This window comes from Streptomyces sp. NPDC111802, from assembly GCF_055634335.1.
Genome location: NZ_JBVKCZ010000008.1, coordinates 274187 through 288579, shown reverse-complemented (window position 1 = coordinate 288579; position 14393 = coordinate 274187). Strand labels below are relative to the sequence as shown.

16 protein-coding genes and 2 pseudogenes are annotated in these 14393 nt (G+C 69.9%); 12 read left to right on the top strand and 6 right to left on the bottom strand.

The window, feature by feature from the left end; genetic code table 11:
- Together ACZ7NC_RS11780 and ppgK are read left to right on the top strand one after the other, a co-directional pair.
- Positions 1–218 (top strand): annotated as a pseudogene (locus ACZ7NC_RS11780) (4-hydroxy-3-methylbut-2-enyl diphosphate reductase); the annotation flags it as partial.
- Positions 219–247: 29 nt separating this feature from the next.
- Entirely contained in the window at positions 248–997 is a 750-nt protein-coding gene (gene ppgK, locus ACZ7NC_RS11775; RefSeq protein WP_471487163.1) for a polyphosphate--glucose phosphotransferase, read from the top strand.
- A 278-nt stretch (positions 998–1275) separates the two neighbouring features.
- Here the strand turns inward: ppgK and ACZ7NC_RS11770 are convergent, their stop codons facing one another.
- Positions 1276–2004, bottom strand: coding sequence for a DUF6542 domain-containing protein (locus ACZ7NC_RS11770; protein ID WP_471487161.1), 729 nt, complete (start codon positions 2002–2004; stop codon positions 1276–1278).
- A gap of 216 nt (positions 2005–2220) precedes the next feature.
- On the opposite strand from ACZ7NC_RS11770, the gene ychF reads away from it, so the two are divergent.
- The 3 genes from ychF (at position 2221) to ACZ7NC_RS11755 (ending at position 4250) form a co-directional block, all read left to right on the top strand.
- A complete protein-coding gene (ychF, locus tag ACZ7NC_RS11765; protein WP_471487159.1) occupies positions 2221–3309 on the top strand; it encodes a redox-regulated ATPase YchF in 1089 nt (362 codons plus the stop codon).
- A 261-nt stretch (positions 3310–3570) separates the two neighbouring features.
- Complete coding sequence (locus tag ACZ7NC_RS11760; RefSeq protein ID WP_471487157.1) at positions 3571–3855, top strand: hypothetical protein; 285 nt, start codon at positions 3571–3573, stop codon at positions 3853–3855.
- Positions 3837–4250, top strand: coding sequence for a DNA-binding protein (locus tag ACZ7NC_RS11755; RefSeq protein WP_471487155.1), 414 nt, complete (start codon positions 3837–3839; stop codon positions 4248–4250). Before ACZ7NC_RS11760 ends, ACZ7NC_RS11755 begins: the two co-directional genes overlap by 19 nt.
- A 242-nt stretch (positions 4251–4492) precedes the next feature.
- On the opposite strand, the gene ACZ7NC_RS11750 is transcribed toward ACZ7NC_RS11755, so the two are convergent.
- Positions 4493–4687, bottom strand: coding sequence for a hypothetical protein (locus tag ACZ7NC_RS11750; protein ID WP_471487153.1), 195 nt, complete (start codon positions 4685–4687; stop codon positions 4493–4495).
- A gap of 323 nt (positions 4688–5010) precedes the next feature.
- On the opposite strand from ACZ7NC_RS11750, the pseudogene ACZ7NC_RS11745 reads away from it, so the two are divergent.
- From ACZ7NC_RS11745 to ACZ7NC_RS11730, 4 genes and pseudogenes are all read left to right on the top strand, one after another.
- Positions 5011–5207 (top strand): annotated as a pseudogene (locus ACZ7NC_RS11745) (helix-turn-helix domain-containing protein); the annotation flags it as partial.
- A gap of 20 nt (positions 5208–5227) precedes the next feature.
- The gene (locus ACZ7NC_RS11740) at positions 5228–5650 is read left to right on the top strand and encodes a cupin domain-containing protein (RefSeq protein ID WP_471487151.1); all 423 of its coding nucleotides are present in this window, start codon (positions 5228–5230) and stop codon (positions 5648–5650) included.
- Positions 5651–5763: 113 nt separating this feature from the next.
- Positions 5764–6585 (top strand): SDR family NAD(P)-dependent oxidoreductase, encoded by an 822-nt coding sequence (locus ACZ7NC_RS11735; RefSeq protein WP_471487149.1) that lies wholly within the window; start codon positions 5764–5766, stop codon positions 6583–6585.
- A 213-nt stretch (positions 6586–6798) separates the two neighbouring features.
- Positions 6799–8994 carry a DEAD/DEAH box helicase gene (locus tag ACZ7NC_RS11730; protein ID WP_471487179.1) on the top strand — a complete coding sequence of 732 codons (2196 nt, stop codon included), beginning with the start codon at positions 6799–6801 and terminating at the stop codon, positions 8992–8994.
- A 19-nt stretch (positions 8995–9013) separates the two neighbouring features.
- Here ACZ7NC_RS11730 and ACZ7NC_RS11725 read toward each other — a convergent pair whose 3' ends face one another.
- Entirely contained in the window at positions 9014–9925 is a 912-nt protein-coding gene (locus tag ACZ7NC_RS11725; RefSeq protein ID WP_471487147.1) for a LysR family transcriptional regulator, read from the bottom strand.
- Positions 9926–10005: 80 nt separating this feature from the next.
- On the opposite strand from ACZ7NC_RS11725, the gene ACZ7NC_RS11720 reads away from it, so the two are divergent.
- Complete coding sequence (locus tag ACZ7NC_RS11720; RefSeq protein WP_471487145.1) at positions 10006–10836, top strand: oxidoreductase; 831 nt, start codon at positions 10006–10008, stop codon at positions 10834–10836.
- 75 nt (positions 10837–10911) lie between these two features.
- On the opposite strand, the gene ACZ7NC_RS11715 is transcribed toward ACZ7NC_RS11720, so the two are convergent.
- The 3 genes from ACZ7NC_RS11715 to ACZ7NC_RS11705 all read right to left on the bottom strand — a co-directional run bounded on the left by ACZ7NC_RS11715 (position 10912) and on the right by ACZ7NC_RS11705 (position 12149).
- The gene (locus tag ACZ7NC_RS11715) at positions 10912–11040 is read right to left on the bottom strand and encodes a hypothetical protein (protein WP_471487143.1); all 129 of its coding nucleotides are present in this window, start codon (positions 11038–11040) and stop codon (positions 10912–10914) included.
- A 96-nt stretch (positions 11041–11136) separates the two neighbouring features.
- Positions 11137–11328, bottom strand: coding sequence for a DUF397 domain-containing protein (locus ACZ7NC_RS11710; protein ID WP_471487141.1), 192 nt, complete (start codon positions 11326–11328; stop codon positions 11137–11139).
- Positions 11325–12149: a helix-turn-helix domain-containing protein gene (locus tag ACZ7NC_RS11705; protein WP_471487140.1), complete on the bottom strand. Its 825-nt coding sequence runs from the start codon at positions 12147–12149 to the stop codon at positions 11325–11327. Before ACZ7NC_RS11705 ends, ACZ7NC_RS11710 begins: the two co-directional genes overlap by 4 nt.
- A gap of 112 nt (positions 12150–12261) precedes the next feature.
- Between ACZ7NC_RS11705 and ACZ7NC_RS11700 the strand changes: the two genes are divergently transcribed.
- Together ACZ7NC_RS11700 and ACZ7NC_RS11695 are read left to right on the top strand one after the other, a co-directional pair.
- Positions 12262–12729: an ATP-binding protein gene (locus tag ACZ7NC_RS11700; RefSeq protein WP_471487138.1), complete on the top strand. Its 468-nt coding sequence runs from the start codon at positions 12262–12264 to the stop codon at positions 12727–12729.
- Between the two features lie 81 nt (positions 12730–12810).
- Positions 12811–14388, top strand: a complete 1578-nt coding sequence (locus ACZ7NC_RS11695) for a S8 family peptidase (protein ID WP_471487136.1) — start codon at positions 12811–12813, stop codon at positions 14386–14388.
- Positions 14389–14393: the final 5 nt, after the last annotated feature.

The window sequence follows — 14393 nt, the reverse complement described above, 5'->3', positions numbered from 1 at the left end:
GCGTCACCTCCGGTGCCTCCGTACCGGAGGTGCTGGTCGAGGAGGTCCTGGAGTGGCTCGCCCAGCGCGGCTACGGCGACGTCGAGCTGGTCAGGGCGGCCGAGGAGTCGATCACCTTCTCGCTGCCCAAGGAACTGCGCCGCGACCTGCGTGAGGAGGCGGCGGCGCTGATCGCCGAGCGCACGGGGTCCGCTGCCTCCGGCGACTCCGGGGAGTGACTGTCAGCCCTGCGTCGTAACGTAGGGCCATGCAGATCTTCGGCTTGGACATCGGTGGATCCGGGATCAAGGGCGCCCCGGTGGACCTCGACAGAGGTGAACTGGCCCAGGAGCGCTTCAAGGTGCTCACTCCGCAGCCGGCCACGCCCGACGGCGTGGCCGACGGTGTGAAGCAGGTCGTCGAGCACTACGGCTGGACGGGGCCGGTCGGCCTAACCTTCCCCGGCGTGGTCACCGGCGGATCGACGATCCGTACGGCGGCGAACGTCGACAAGGGCTGGATCGACACGGACGCGCGCGCGTTGTTCAGCGACCGCCTCGGCGGCCACCCGGTGACGGTGGTCAACGACGCGGACGCCGCCGGCGTCGCCGAGATGCACTTCGGCGCGGGCCGCGGCCGCCGGGGCACCGTGATCCTCCTCACTTTCGGCACGGGCATCGGCAGCGCCCTGTTCATCGACGGCACCCTCGTCCCCAACACCGAGCTGGGCCACCTCGAACTGCACGGGCACGACGCCGAGAAGCGCGCCTCCAGCAAGGTCAAGGAGGACGAGGAGCTGAGCTGGGAGCACTGGGCGCACCGCGTGCGGAAGTACCTCGCCCACGTCGAGATGCTGTTCTCCCCGGAGCTGTTCATCATCGGCGGCGGGGTGAGCCGGAAGGCCCAGAAGTTCCTGCACTACCTCGAGGGCGTCAAGGCGGACATCGTCCCGGCCGAGCTGCAGAACAACGCGGGGATCGTGGGCGCCGCGATGCACGCGGCGGAGCAGGACGGCTAGGGCCTGTCGTTTGGATCATGCCGGCGTCGCGGGGTCTGGCATGCGCATCTGGCGCGTTGTCGTCGGTTGTCGCCGCTCCGCGTCGACTCCCTCCTCCGCCTTGCAGCTGCACGCTCCCCCACGCTCGAACCGGCTTCGCTCGGCTCGCGCGGGGGCACCCCCATCGCCCCCGCTCGGGCGGTTGAGAGGCGCAGTCTCTTTCAGCCGACCTGATCCAAACGACAGACCCTAGCCGCGCCGCAGCGGCCGCGGACGCGGCGGGACGTCCCGGCGGCGGCTCACGACAGCCGGCGGCGGGCCGCTGCCCTCCTGGCGACCAGGCGGATCCTCCGTACGATCACGACGAGACCGGCGATCAGCGTCCCCCCGTACAGCCACCCGGCCTCGGTGGCGAGGGCGGTCACCAGCCCCATCAGATGTCCGCCGAGCCCTCCGCCGCCGTCGGCCACCGGAAGCAGCCCCACGGCGAACGCGATCGGCACGACCACCGGCGCGGTCAGCAGATCGCCCGCACGCACCCAGACGGCGGTCAGCGCGCACACCGGCAGGAACAGCACGCCGTACACCGTGAGCGACGACCCGAACAGCAGCACGTCCAGGTAGCCGAGGAGCAGCATCACGGCACCACAGAACAGGCCGCTGCCCAGCCCGGTGAGCCGGGGGTCGGGAAACCGGCGCACGGCCTGCGGCGCGGGGGCGGGCGCGGGTCGCCGTACGGCCGCCGCGGCCCGGTCGGTCCCGCGCCGGCGTTGGGCTACGGGCCGGTCGGCGGCGAGGGCACGGGACGACCGGGCGGATCCTGGTGAACGGGCGGACCTGGCGGCCGCGGCCGATCGGGACGCCCGGGTGGCCCAGCCGGCCCGGCCCGAACCGCTCTCACCGGGCGCGAACCCGCTCTCGCCGCGCCTCGTACGACCCTCGCCCCGCTCCACACTGCCCCCGTCCGGCCGGGTTCCGCCCTCGACCGGCGCGGACCGGCCCTCGCCCCGCGCCCTGGCTTGCTCCACTGGTCCAACCTAGGTCGGTTCATGTGGCGAATCGGCCCTCGGACACACCTTGGGGCCGACCTTGGCCAGGTGTTCGACAGGGCGCGGGGGACCGGGTCCGGCACGCCGTAGACTGGTGGATCGGCCCGTGCATCTGCGTCATCTGCGTCGACGATCGAAGAAGGACCGGGCCCCAGCCCAGCCCCTGAAGTCCTCTCACGTACGGGAAGTCGCAACGTGTCGCTCACGATCGGAATCGTCGGTCTGCCGAATGTCGGCAAGTCGACCCTGTTCAACGCCCTGACCAAGAACGACGTGCTGGCGGCCAACTACCCGTTCGCCACGATCGAGCCGAACGTCGGCGTGGTCGGCGTCCCGGACCCGCGCCTGGCCAAATTGGCCGAGATCTTCTCCTCGCAGCGCGTCCTGCCCGCGACCGTCGACTTCGTCGACATCGCCGGCATCGTGCGCGGCGCCTCCGAGGGTGAGGGCCTGGGCAACAAGTTCCTCGCGAACATCCGTGAGTCCGACGCGATCTGCCAGGTCATCCGCGCCTTCAAGGACGAGAACGTCGTCCACGTCGACGGCAAGGTCTCGCCCAAGGACGACATCGAGACGATCAACACCGAGCTGATCCTCGCCGACCTCCAGACCATCGAGAAGGTCCTGCCCCGGCTCCAGAAGGAGTCCCGGATCAAGAAGGACATCGCGCCGAAGGTGAAGGCCGTCGAGGAGGCCAAGGAGATCCTGGAGAAGGGCGACACGCTGTTCTCGGCGGGCATCGCCCAGGGCTCCGGCAACGAGGAGCTCCTGCACGACCTGCACCTGCTGACGACGAAGCCCTTCCTCTACGTCTTCAACGTCGACGAGGACGAGCTGGTGGACGAGGACTTCAAGAACGAGCAGCGCGCCCTGGTCGCCCCCGCCGAGGCGATCTTCCTGAACGCCAAGCTGGAGGCGGACCTCGCCGAGCTCGACGAGGAGGACGCGATGGAGCTGCTGGAGTCGGTGGGCGCGGAGGAGCCCGGCCTGGCGACCCTCGCCCGCGTCGGCTTCAACACCCTCGGCCTGCAGACCTACCTCACGGCCGGCCCCAAGGAATCCCGGGCCTGGACCATCAAGAAGGGCGCCACCGCCCCCGAGGCGGCCGGCGTCATCCACACCGACTTCCAGAAGGGCTTCATCAAGGCCGAGGTCATCTCCTTCGCCGACCTGGTGGACACCGGCTCGGTGGCCGAGGCCCGCGCCAAGGGCAAGGCGCGGATGGAGGGCAAGGACTATGTCATGCAGGACGGGGATGTCGTGGAGTTCCGGTTCAATGTGTAGCGGGTGACATATCGCCACGTCGCTGATCTGGCAAACTTGCAGGTCAGAGAGGGTCCGACTCTTCGGGGTCGGGCCCTTGGTTTCTTCCCGTGCTGGGATGGTGCTGGGAGGGGATGGGAACGCCCGTGCTGGGGTTCGGCAGCGATCTCCCGATGCGGCAGGCGGGCGGGTGGGGCTCCATTCCACGACTTCTTCACGACTCCGGGGCCCGTGCAGATTCGATCCGTGGCGCTTTTCCTACTCGTTTGACACACTCGACGTATGAGTGAGACGACGTACAGCATCGGGGAAGGCCCGGCGACGCGGGTGAGCCTGTCGCTGCCGGAGGGGACCGCGGAGGCAATCCGGGCGCGGGTGGGCAAGCGGGAGTTCTCCGCGTTCATCGCCGAGGCGGTCGAGCGTGAGCTGCGCGGGCAGGTTCTGGACGAGTACCTCGCGGACTACGAGAGCCGCAAGGGGCCGGTTTCCGAGTCGGCTCGCCAGCGGGCGCGGCAGGTCTTCGACGAGGTGTTCGCCGAGGAGGCAGAGTGGCCCGCCGCAGGTTGAGTCACGAGGGGACGCTGGTCCTCGACAGCGAGGGACTCTCGAAGCTGCTCGCCGACGACGAGCAGGTGGTGGCTTTGATCGCTGAGGCGCGCTCGCGCGGCATGGAGGTCGTGATCAGTGCGCTCGCCATCATCGAAGCCGTCCACGCCCGTACGAACAAGTCCCGCCTGAACTGGGTGCTTTCCGGGCTGCGGGTCGTCCCAGTCGGCGACGAGGAGGCGAGGGCGACCTCGAAGTTGCTGATGAATGCCGGGTTGCACGGACACAAGTACGCGATCGATGCGGCCGTCGCCGAGGCCGCGCTGCGACAGCACCGCCCCGTGGTCATGCTGACGTCCGATATTGACGACATGGCCAAGCTGTGCGGCGAGAGGGTCCGGCTCGTGGCGGTGTGATTTCTCCTGGTTCCCTTTCTACCTTTCGACGGTTGGTCAGTGAGTGGCGGTGGAGCTACCGGCATTCGGCGGATCGCCGGTTTCGGTAACCGGCGATCCGCCGCTATGTTGCCGCTCTTCCGTCTCTTGGTGAATTCCGTAGGGCGCGGACGGAGCCAAGACTCAGTGAGCATTTTCAGCGTGACCACCTATCAGGTGACAGCTCCGGTGCCTCTGGCGTCAAGCACTTGCCGGGGAGGCAGTCAGTTGAAAGCGTCGGTCATGCAGTCCACCCGGCAGTCGGCAGCCTCATAGCGCTGGCGGAGGGCGGCAGTTGCTTCTTCGCGCTCCACAAAGAGGTACCCGTAGTGCTGGCGCGCCACCCTGGTCACGTCTCCGACCGTGACGATGGCCGGTTCGCCGTGTGCGGCCCGTCGACGCGCTCCGGCGATTGCCATGTCCGCAGAGCGCAGCAGGTTTCTGGAACGATCCCGGATCACGGCTGCCTGGGCGCGTTTCGCCGAGAGGGGACGCAGGACACGTCCTCTCCAGACGTAGCCAGCGGCGACAAGGATGAGACCGAGCGCTACGAACAGGAGTCCGCCTGGGGCGTGAGGTCGCATCTATCCAGTCTTCACCACTCGCGTGGTGATAGTCATACCCGCGTCGGCGGCCGATTGTCGGAGCGACTTGGTGTCAGTGAGCCCTTGCGCAACGCACGAGGCTCCCGTGCCGTTGAGGGAGGTGTTCGAAGTCTCAACCCACAGGCACAGGAGCCGCGTTGGTTCCGTATTCTGCCGCACTCGACCTGCCTCACGCCCTGGTCGAGTGGGTCACCATGCTCATCGTCACCCGTGAGGGTGACCGCCGCTGCAAGCTCCCACCGCACCAGCGTGCCCTGGTCGGCCTGGTGTACCTGCGCCGGCACGACACCTTGCCCAGCTCGCTGCCGGGTTCGGCATCTCCGTCGGCACCGCCCAACGACGTACATCTCTCTGGTGGGCAACACGTACGCCATGCTGGTCGCCGGCGAGCAGACCAACGGCCGGTACTGCCTGATCGGCATGCGCGTCCCCGACGGCGGCGGCCCGCCGCCGCACCGGCACGACTTCGAGGAGATGTTCACGACCCTCGAGGGCGAGATCGAGTTCACCTTCCGCGGAGAGAAGCACACCGTACGGGCCGGGTCCACGATCAACATCCCGGCCAACGCCCCGCACAACTTCCGCAACGCTTCGGGTGCGCCGGCCCACATGCTGTGCATGTGCACCCCCGCCGGCCAGGACGAGTACTTCATGCGCATCGGCGATGTCGTCGCGGGCAAGGACGCGCCGCCGCCACAACTGTCGGAGGACGAGCTCGCGGAGCGCCGCCGCCGCGCGGCGGAGTTGGCCTCGACCTACCGGAGCGAGTTCCTGTGACTCGCGGGGCCGGCGAGCCCGGCACCGGTCGACAGGGTGAAATTCGGGCCAATGGATCAGTGGGTTCTAGGCTCGGATCCACCTTGTGATCCCGAAAAGGAGCCAGAACAGCCGTGACAGACAAGCGAGTTGTCATCGTGACCGGTGGAGGTACCGGCATTGGGGAGGCCGCCGTACGCCTGCTGCGGGAGGGAGGTCACCACGTGGTCGTCTCCGGTCGGCGGAGCGAGCCGTTGCGGCGTCTCGAACGGGAGACCGGGGCGCTCGCGTATCCGTCCGACGTGGGGGACCCCGAGGCCGCCGACGGTCTCGTCCGAGCAGCCCTGGGCGCGCATGGACGACTCGACGGACTGGTGCTCAATGCGGGCATCGGGCGCGGTGGAACCGTGGGCGACCTGTCGTTGGAGGACTGGGACGAGGTGATGCGCACCAACGTCACCGGCCCGCTGCTGCTCCTGCGCGCAGCGATCCCGCACTTGCTGGAGGCGCGCGGGGCGGTGGTCGCTGTCGCTTCGGTGTCCGCGTTGCGCAACGGCACGAGCAACGCCCCGTACGCCACGTCCAAGGCAGCCTTGCTCCAGCTTTGCCGTTCCGTCGCCGTCGACTACGGGCGTCAGGGGGTGCGGGCCAACATCGTGTGTCCGAGCTGGGTAAGGAGCGAGATGGCCGACCGGCGCATGGCGCGCTTCGCCGTGGAAGCGGACCTGCGGGGGGACGGTGTGGCGAACGCCTACGAGGAGGTGACCAGACTCCTGCCCATGGGCCGTCCGGGTGAGCCGCGTGAGATCGCGGAGGCGATCGGCTGGCTGCTGTCCCCGGCAGCGTCGTATGTCAATGGCGCCGTGCTCACCGTCGACGGCGGGGCGACGGCCGTTGACCCCGGGACGCTCGCCTTCGACTTCCATGTCGCGCCACGCCGCGACGAGGTCCCCTGACACTCCTCGGCGAGCACCGCTGCGTCTGCAACTCTCCAGGAGCTGCTACGGCCGAGCGGACCGTCCAAGTCCTTCAAGTCCTTTCCAGCCGCGCCCCGGCACCCGCGACCATCCCGGCGAGGGCCGCGGATGCGAACCCGTGGGCGTTGCCGACCGTCCCGGCAATGGCAGGATGCGGGAACGCAACGAGAGGGGCGAGAGGGGCGGGGCGTGATGGGCCGGAGTGAGCGGGAGGCGGTGGCCGGGGGCCGGCGGTTGTGGGACGCGGCGCGCGCGGTGGTCGACGATCACGCGCGGGCCGTCGAGGCGGTGCGCGCGGCGCTGAACCCCCTCCATGACGACCTGGCGCGCCGCGAGCTGGACGCCATCCCGGTGGCCCGGCTCAAGGACCTCACCGAGGGCAGACTGCGCCTGGGCGGGTTGGAGAAGGGCGGGTTCCGCACGGTCGGGCAGGTCCTCGACGCCGGTTCGTACCGACTGCGGCAACTGCCCGGGGTCGGACAGCAGACGGCCGACCAGACCGTGGCCGCCGCCCGCCGGATAGCCGACGCCGTGCGCGACACCGTCGCCGTACACATCGACGTGGACCGGCCGGAGCCCCGGACCACCGCGCTGGTCGTCGCGCTCAACGTGCTGGTTGAGGCGGGCCCCGAGGCACGTCGGGCCGTCGACACGGCCCGCACACTCAGCGAGCGGCTCGGCCCACTGCTCGCCGAGGCGGCGCCGACGGCCGGGCGGCTGCGCATGCTGCTCGCGGGTCGGACCGGACGGGAAAGGGCGTTGGCGGCCCTGGCCGAGGTCCGCGCGCTGACCGAGCAGGCCGCCCAGGACGACGTGCCGCAGCTGCTCGCCCAGGCCTCGGTCGACCTGCTGCGGCGCCCGGAGTCCGAGGTGGCCGCCCTGGTCGACTTCGAGCTCCGTTCCGCCGAGTACTACGGCCTGCTCGCCGAACTCTCCGGCCGCGCCCCCGACCCGGCGGCGGCCGAGGGCTACCTGCCGGACGAGGTGGCCGAGCGGGTCAGGAACCAGACGCTCGACGACACACACCGCAGGGTCTCACTGCGCGGCTACCAGTCCTTCGGCACCCGATTCGCCCTCGCCCAGCGCCGGGTGATCCTCGGCGACGAGATGGGGCTCGGCAAGACCATTCAGGCCATCGCCGCGTTGGCGCATCTCGCCGCCGAGGGCCAGAGCCACTTCCTGGTGGTGTGCCCGGCCAGCGTGCTCATCAACTGGACCAGGGAGATCGAGAGGCGCAGCGCGCTGCGCGTGACCCCGCTGCACGGTCCCGACCGGCAGGACGCGTTCGCCGACTGGAAGGGGCGCGGCGGCGTGGCGGTCACCACCTTCGACGCGCTGCGCGGCTTCCCGGTGCCCGGCGGCGGCGAGTTGGGCATGCTCGTCGTGGACGAGGCCCACTATGTGAAGAACCCGCAGACCCGCCGCTCGGCGACCGTCTCCGAATGGGCGGAGCACTGCGACCGCGTGCTGTTCCTGACGGGTACGCCCATGGAGAACCGCGTCGAGGAGTTCCGCTGCCTGGTGCGCATACTCCAGCCCCATCTGGCCGAGAGCGTCGACGACCACGACGGGGTGGCCGGTTCCAAGGCGTTCCGGAAGGCGGTCGCCCCGGTCTATCTGCGCCGCAACCAGCAGGACGTCCTCACCGAACTCCCCGCGCTCCAGCACACCGACGAGTGGGAGGAGCCCAGCGCGCAGGACGAGGAGGCCTACCGCGAGGCCGTGCGCGCCGGCAACTTCATGGCCATGCGCAGAGCGGCGTACGCGCGTCCCGAACGGTCGGCGAAGCTGGAGCGGTTGCGCGAGATCGCCGGGGAGGCGGCGGAGAACGGGCTGAAGGTCGTGGTGTTCTCGGCCTTCCGTGACGTACTGAGAGCGGTCGAAAGGGCGCTGGCGGACGGCCGAAAGCCGACCGACGGGATCAGCGGTGGGGTCCACGGCCCGATCTCCGGAAGTGTGCCGCCCGCCCGGCGCCAGCAGCTCGTCGACGACTTCGCCGCCGCGCCCGGCCACGCGATCCTGCTCGCGCAGATCGAAGCGGGCGGAGTGGGCCTCAACATGCAGGCCGCCTCGGTCGTCATCCTCTGCGAACCCCAGCTCAAGCCGACCATCGAACACCAGGCGGTCGCCCGCGCCCACCGCATGGGCCAGGTCCGCTCGGTCCGCGTGCACCGCCTGCTCTGCACGGGCGGGGTGGACGAACGCCTGGTGCGGATGCTGGAGAACAAGGCCCGCCTGTTCGACGCGTACGCCCGCCGCAGCGCGGTCGCCGAGTCGACCCCGGACGCCGTCGACATCTCGGACATCGGCCTGGCCCGCCTCATCGTCGAGGAGGAACAGGCACGGTTGGGCACGGCCCCGGCGGAGCCCGCCACGGAAGGGGCGTGAGCAGCCGGTGGCGAGGGGGTCATGACGGCCCCGCCGCCCGGCGACAAGCCTCCGCATACGCCCGTACGAGAGGCCGCCCGGCATCCTCGCGCCGCCAGGCCAGCGCATAGCGGCTCGGCGACAGCCCACGCACCGGACGCGTCACCACACCGCCCAGGCTGATCAGCGGGGCGTTGCCCGTGGCCACCAGGCAGACCCCCAGCCCCGCGACCAGCGCCTCGTAGGTCTCCTCGGTGCTCGCGATCTCCGCCCCGACGCGCGGCAGGCGCCCGCCCCGCTCCTCCAGGGCCAGCCAGTAGTCACGCAACGGCCCCGCGCTCGCCGGGAGGGCGAGGAACGGCTCGTCGAGGAGGTCCGTGAAGTCGACCTCCGCGCGGGCGGCCAGCGGATGGGCCTCGGGCAGGGCGACCAGTCGGGGCTCCCGCGCGACCACGGTCCACTCGTAACGTCCGGCGTCCGGCAACGGCAGCCACACGAAGGCCACGTCGGCCTCACCGTCCGCGAGGCCCGCCGTCGGGTCCTCCCAGCTCACCTGCCGCAGCCGCAGGGCGGTGTCCGGGTGGGCGGCCGTGAAACGGGAGCGGATCGCCGGGAGCAGACCACCGCGCCCCGGACTGGTGCTCATGCCCACCACCAGCGTGCCCCGCGCCGCCGCCCGCGCGGCCTCCAGCGCCGCCGCCCCCTCCGACCAGGCGTCCAGCACCCGCCGGGCGTGCGGCAGCAGTGCCGCGCCGGCCTCTGTGAGTGTCACGCCCTGCGGCTCGCGGCGGAACAGCTCCACGCCCAGCTGCCGCTCCAGTGCCCGTACCTGCTTGCTGAGCGCGGGCTGCGAGACGTACAGCCGCTCGGCCGCGCGGGTGAAGTGCAGTTCCTCGGCCACCGTCACGAAGTAGCGCAGGTCCCGTACATGAACGTCCGTCGTCATAACCATCGGTTATCAGCGTGGGTCTTGGACGGGCAACCCCATTGCGCAGCAGGCTGGTCCACATCACGGCGATACGAGGAGCTGTCATGAACAAGGTGTGGCTGATCACCGGCGCGAGCAGCGGCTTCGGGCGGGCCATCGCGGACGCGGCGCTCGCCGAGGGCGATGTGGTGGTGGGTGCGGTACGGCGCCCCGAGGGTCTGGACGACCTCGTGGCCGCGCACCCCGATCAGGTGGAGGCGCTGCGGCTGGACGTGACCGAGACGGGCGCCGCGGAGAACGCCGTACGGGATGTGATCGACCGGCACGGGCGGATCGACGTCCTGGTCAACAACGCCGGCCGCACGCACGTCGGCGCCTTCGAGGAGACCACCGAGCAGGAGCTGCGCGAGCTGTTCGAGGTGCATGTCTTCGGGCCGGCCGCCCTCACCCGCGCGGTGCTGCCGCACATGCGGGAGCGGCGGTCCGGGGCGATCGTGCAGATGAGCAGCATGGGCGGGCAGATGTCCTTCGCGGGCTTCTCGGCGTACAGCGGAACCAAGTTCGCGCTGGAGGGCCTGTCCGAGGGGCTCGCGGACGAGGTCGCCGAGTTCGGCATCAAGGTGCTGATCGTGGAGCCGGGTTCCTTCCGTACGTCGCTGTTCGAGACGGGGCGGCGGGGGGCCAGCGCGGACAGCGGCCTGTACCCCAAGGTGAGCCAGACCCGCGGCTTCGTCTCGGGTGGCGACGGCACCCAGCCCGGCGACCCGGCGAAGGCGGCGGCCCTGATCCTGGCCGCGCTGGAGGCCGACCGTACGCCGCTGCGGCTGCCTCTGGGCGACGACGGTGTCACGGCGGTTCTCGGCCATCTGGACCAGGTCCGTGAGGACATCGCCGCGTGGGAGAAGTCGACGCGGGCGACGGGGTTCGACGACTGACACCGTCCTGCCGTTCGGGTGAGAACGGGGACAGACCGCGGCTCCAGGTCCAACGGCCCGTCCCCGCTCAAGAAGTCACCAGCAGAGCTTGCTCAGGGTGTGGATGTCGCACGGCATGGGGGCGGCACTGGGGGCGGCCGAAGCGGCGGGGGCGGCGAGGGTCGCGAGTATGGCGGCAACGAAAAGGGCGGCTGCGTAGCGCATGGGGAACGTCCTTCCTGGGTCGTCCGGCAGGACACGTTGTCCTGGCCGAATGGCTCCCAGGCTTGCGTAGACCCGCACAGCCTGCACGTCGAACGATCACGGACAGTAATCGGCCCGGGCGGTGAACGCGCTCCAGGCGGCGGGGCCGATCCGGAGGGTGGGGGCGTCTTCCGGGTCGTTCTTGGAGTCGCGGATGTGGATGGTGTGGGGAGTGAGGGCGACTTCGAGGCAGGCGCCGCCCTCGCTGCTGCTGTAGCTCGACTTGAACCACTCAAGTGCGGTGCTCATTTGTCTCCTAGCAGGCGATCGAGCAGTCCCTTGGACTCTTGGGGTGTCAGGGCCTGCGATCGCAGCATCGCATACCTGCGCGCCAGGATGGACACGTCCTTCGGGTCGGAAACCCACTGGCTGCCGCGCTGGCTCTCGGTGTACGCCAAGTGCTGGTGGTCGGGTGTCTCCAGAAGGATGAAGGGGCCGTCGAGTCCGGCGTGCGTCGAGGTCTTCATCGGCAAGAACTGGAGGGCGAGGCCCGGGACTTCAACGCAAGCACGGAGATGGCGCAGCTGATCGCGACGGCCCTTGGGGCCTCCGATGCCGAGGTGGAGCACCGGCTCCCACACGAGGAAGCTCATCGTGGGTGCGCCTTTGCGTTGAAGGATCTCCTGGCGCTCGATGCGCGCCTCGGTCATGACCGCGATCTCGTCCTCGTCGTACGCCGGTACGCGCTCGGACAGGACCGCGCGGGCGTAGTCGCGGGTCTGGAGCAGGCCGGGCAGGACGAGACCCTCGTACCAGGAGATGGCGATGGCCTCCCGCTCATGCACCATGTACTGCTCCGCGAACAGCGGAAACTGATCGATCTCCGGCAGGTTCTCGACCCCGGCCACCAACGTGCCCTTGGTGTCCAGAAGTCGATCCAGCAACTCGGCCATGTCCGGCAGCAGCGTTCGCCGACCCTGCTCGATCGACGCGATGGTCTCCTCGTCCACGAGGACTTCGGCGGCGAGGGCACGCTGCGTGAGCCCCGCCGCCTTGCGCGCTGTCTGCATCTGCGCGCCCAGCATCCGCCTGGACGAGACGTTCTTCTTCCGCGGCTTCTTGGAGTTCATGCCCGGCTAACTCCCCACACGGACCAACCCCGACCCGGTGCGGACCCGTACAAAACCGAAGTACGGGTTCGCTCACTGATCAAAGGTAGTGACTCTGCGCAACATTCGTCGCGTGAACGCAACAAACGAACTCCCCTACCAGCGCACTCAGTTCTACGCCCGAGACCGCCGATCCATCCCCGCGGCGCGGCAATTGACGGCGTGGGCGCTGAAGTACTGCGATCTGGCCGACTGGGACCGAACCGACGACGTACTGCTCTGCGTAAGCGAGTTGGCCACCAACGCTCTTCTCCACGGCGTCCCACCCGGCCGCGGCTTCCTCCTCCGCGTCCGCTACGACGGCGAAACCGTCCGCGTCGAAGTCCACGACAGCGGAACCGGCGTCCCCCGGATCCCCGACGACCCCGACGAGGGCGGCCGCGGCCTGCTGCTGGTCGGCGCCGTCGCCGACAAGTGGGGAGTGGGGGAGCGGAACCCCGGCAAGGTCGTGTGGGCCGAGTTCGCCGTGCAGGGCCCTTGTGTAATTCCTGTGGAGCCCTCAATCTTTCGGCTGGCGCACAGGTGCGACACAGGAATTTGACATGTTCCTGTCTAAATTCCCGTCTCCCTTCGCTCCGTGCGCCCCCCACCAGCGCACCACCGATTGAGGAGGACCCCTCAGATGGCAGTGATGCGTAACTCCCGCGGAGACTCCCGCCGAAGACTCGCCGCCCTCAGCGTGGCGGCCACCGCGGCCCTCGCAGCAGGCCTCGTCTCCGCACTCCCCGCCGCGGCCGCACCCGAGGGCCGTATCCAGTACGCCGGCGCGGCCAACGCCGTCGCCGACAGCTACATCGTGACCCTCAGGGCCGACCACGCCCGTTCGGGCTCCAAGGCGGGGCGTGACCTCGTCGAGGGATACGGCGCCGACGTAGAGCGGACGTACAAGAAGGCTCTCAACGGCTACGCGATCGAGGCCTCCGAGGGTGAGGCGAAGCGGCTCGCCGCCGACCCGGCCGTCGCCTCCGTCGTGCAGAACCGCACCTTCAGCATCAACGCGACCCAGACCAACCCGCCCTCCTGGGGCCTGGACCGCATCGACCAGAAGAACCTGCCGCTGAACAGCTCGTACACCTACCCGGACTCCGCCGGGCAGGGCGTGACCGCGTACGTCATCGACACCGGCGTCCGCATCACCCACAGCGACTTCGGCGGTCGCGCCTCCTACGGCTACGACGCCATCGACAACGACAACACCGCCCAGGACGGCCACGGCCACGGCACGCACGTCGCGGGCACGGTCGCGGGCGGAGCGTACGGCGTCGCCAAGAAGGCCAAGATCGTCGGCGTCCGTGTGCTGAACAACTCAGGCTCCGGTACTACCGCGCAGGTCGTCGCCGGTATCGACTGGGTCGCCCAGAACGCGGTCAAGCCGGCCGTCGCCAACATGTCCCTCGGAGGCGGCGCCGACACCGCCCTCGACACGGCCGTTCGCAACGCCATCGCCTCCGGCGTCACCTTCGCCGTCGCGGCCGGCAACGAGTCGACCGACGCCTCCACCAAGTCCCCCGCACGCGTCACCGAGGCCATCACGGTCGGCGCGACGACCTCCACCGACGCCAAGGCGAGCTACTCCAACTACGGCTCGGTGCTCGACCTCTTCGCGCCGGGTTCGTCCATCACCTCGGCCTGGAACTCCGGCGACTCGGCGACCAACACCATCTCCGGTACGTCGATGGCGAGCCCGCATGTCGCGGGCGCGGCCGCCCTCTACCTCGCCGACCACCCCACGGCCACCCCGTCCCAGGTCTCCTCGGCCCTGACGTCCGCCGCCACCACCGGCGTCGTCACCGGCCCGGGCACCGGCTCGCCCAACCGGCTCCTGAACGTCGGCGGCGGTACGACCACCCCGCCCGGCCCGCGCTTCGAGAACACCGGTGACTACGCCATCGCCGACAACTCCACGGTCGAGTCCCCGGTGACCGTCTCCGGCGTCTCGGGCAACGCGCCCGCGGCCCTGTCCGTCGAGGTGCACATCGTGCACACGTACATCGGCGACCTCCAGGTCCAGCTGATCGCCCCGGACGGCACGGCGTACACGCTGAAGTCGTACGGCACCGGCGGCAGTTCGGACAACATCAACACCACGTACTCGGTGAACGCCTCGTCGGAGGCGGCCAACGGCACGTGGAAGCTGCGGGTGAGCGACAACGCGAACTACGACACCGGGCGGATCGACGCCTGGGCGTTGCAGTTCTGACGCTG

Excerpts from the sequence above, each read along its gene's own strand:
- ppgK (WP_471487163.1), top strand. The coding sequence starts at position 248 with ATGCAGATCTTCGGCTTGGACATCGGTGGATCCGGGATCAAGGGCGCC.
- ACZ7NC_RS11760 (WP_471487157.1), top strand. The coding sequence starts at position 3,571 with ATGAGTGAGACGACGTACAGCATCGGGGAAGGCCCGGCGACGCGGGTG.
- ACZ7NC_RS11750 (WP_471487153.1), bottom strand. The coding sequence starts at position 4,687 with ATGGCAATCGCCGGAGCGCGTCGACGGGCCGCACACGGCGAACCGGCC.
- ACZ7NC_RS11730 (WP_471487179.1), top strand. The coding sequence starts at position 6,799 with ATGGGCCGGAGTGAGCGGGAGGCGGTGGCCGGGGGCCGGCGGTTGTGG.
- ACZ7NC_RS11725 (WP_471487147.1), bottom strand. The coding sequence starts at position 9,925 with ATGGTTATGACGACGGACGTTCATGTACGGGACCTGCGCTACTTCGTG.
- ACZ7NC_RS11720 (WP_471487145.1), top strand. The coding sequence starts at position 10,006 with ATGAACAAGGTGTGGCTGATCACCGGCGCGAGCAGCGGCTTCGGGCGG.
- ACZ7NC_RS11715 (WP_471487143.1), bottom strand. The coding sequence starts at position 11,040 with ATGCGCTACGCAGCCGCCCTTTTCGTTGCCGCCATACTCGCGACCCTC.
- ACZ7NC_RS11710 (WP_471487141.1), bottom strand. The coding sequence starts at position 11,328 with ATGAGCACCGCACTTGAGTGGTTCAAGTCGAGCTACAGCAGCAGCGAG.
- ACZ7NC_RS11705 (WP_471487140.1), bottom strand. The coding sequence starts at position 12,149 with ATGAACTCCAAGAAGCCGCGGAAGAAGAACGTCTCGTCCAGGCGGATG.
- ACZ7NC_RS11695 (WP_471487136.1), top strand. The coding sequence starts at position 12,811 with ATGGCAGTGATGCGTAACTCCCGCGGAGACTCCCGCCGAAGACTCGCC.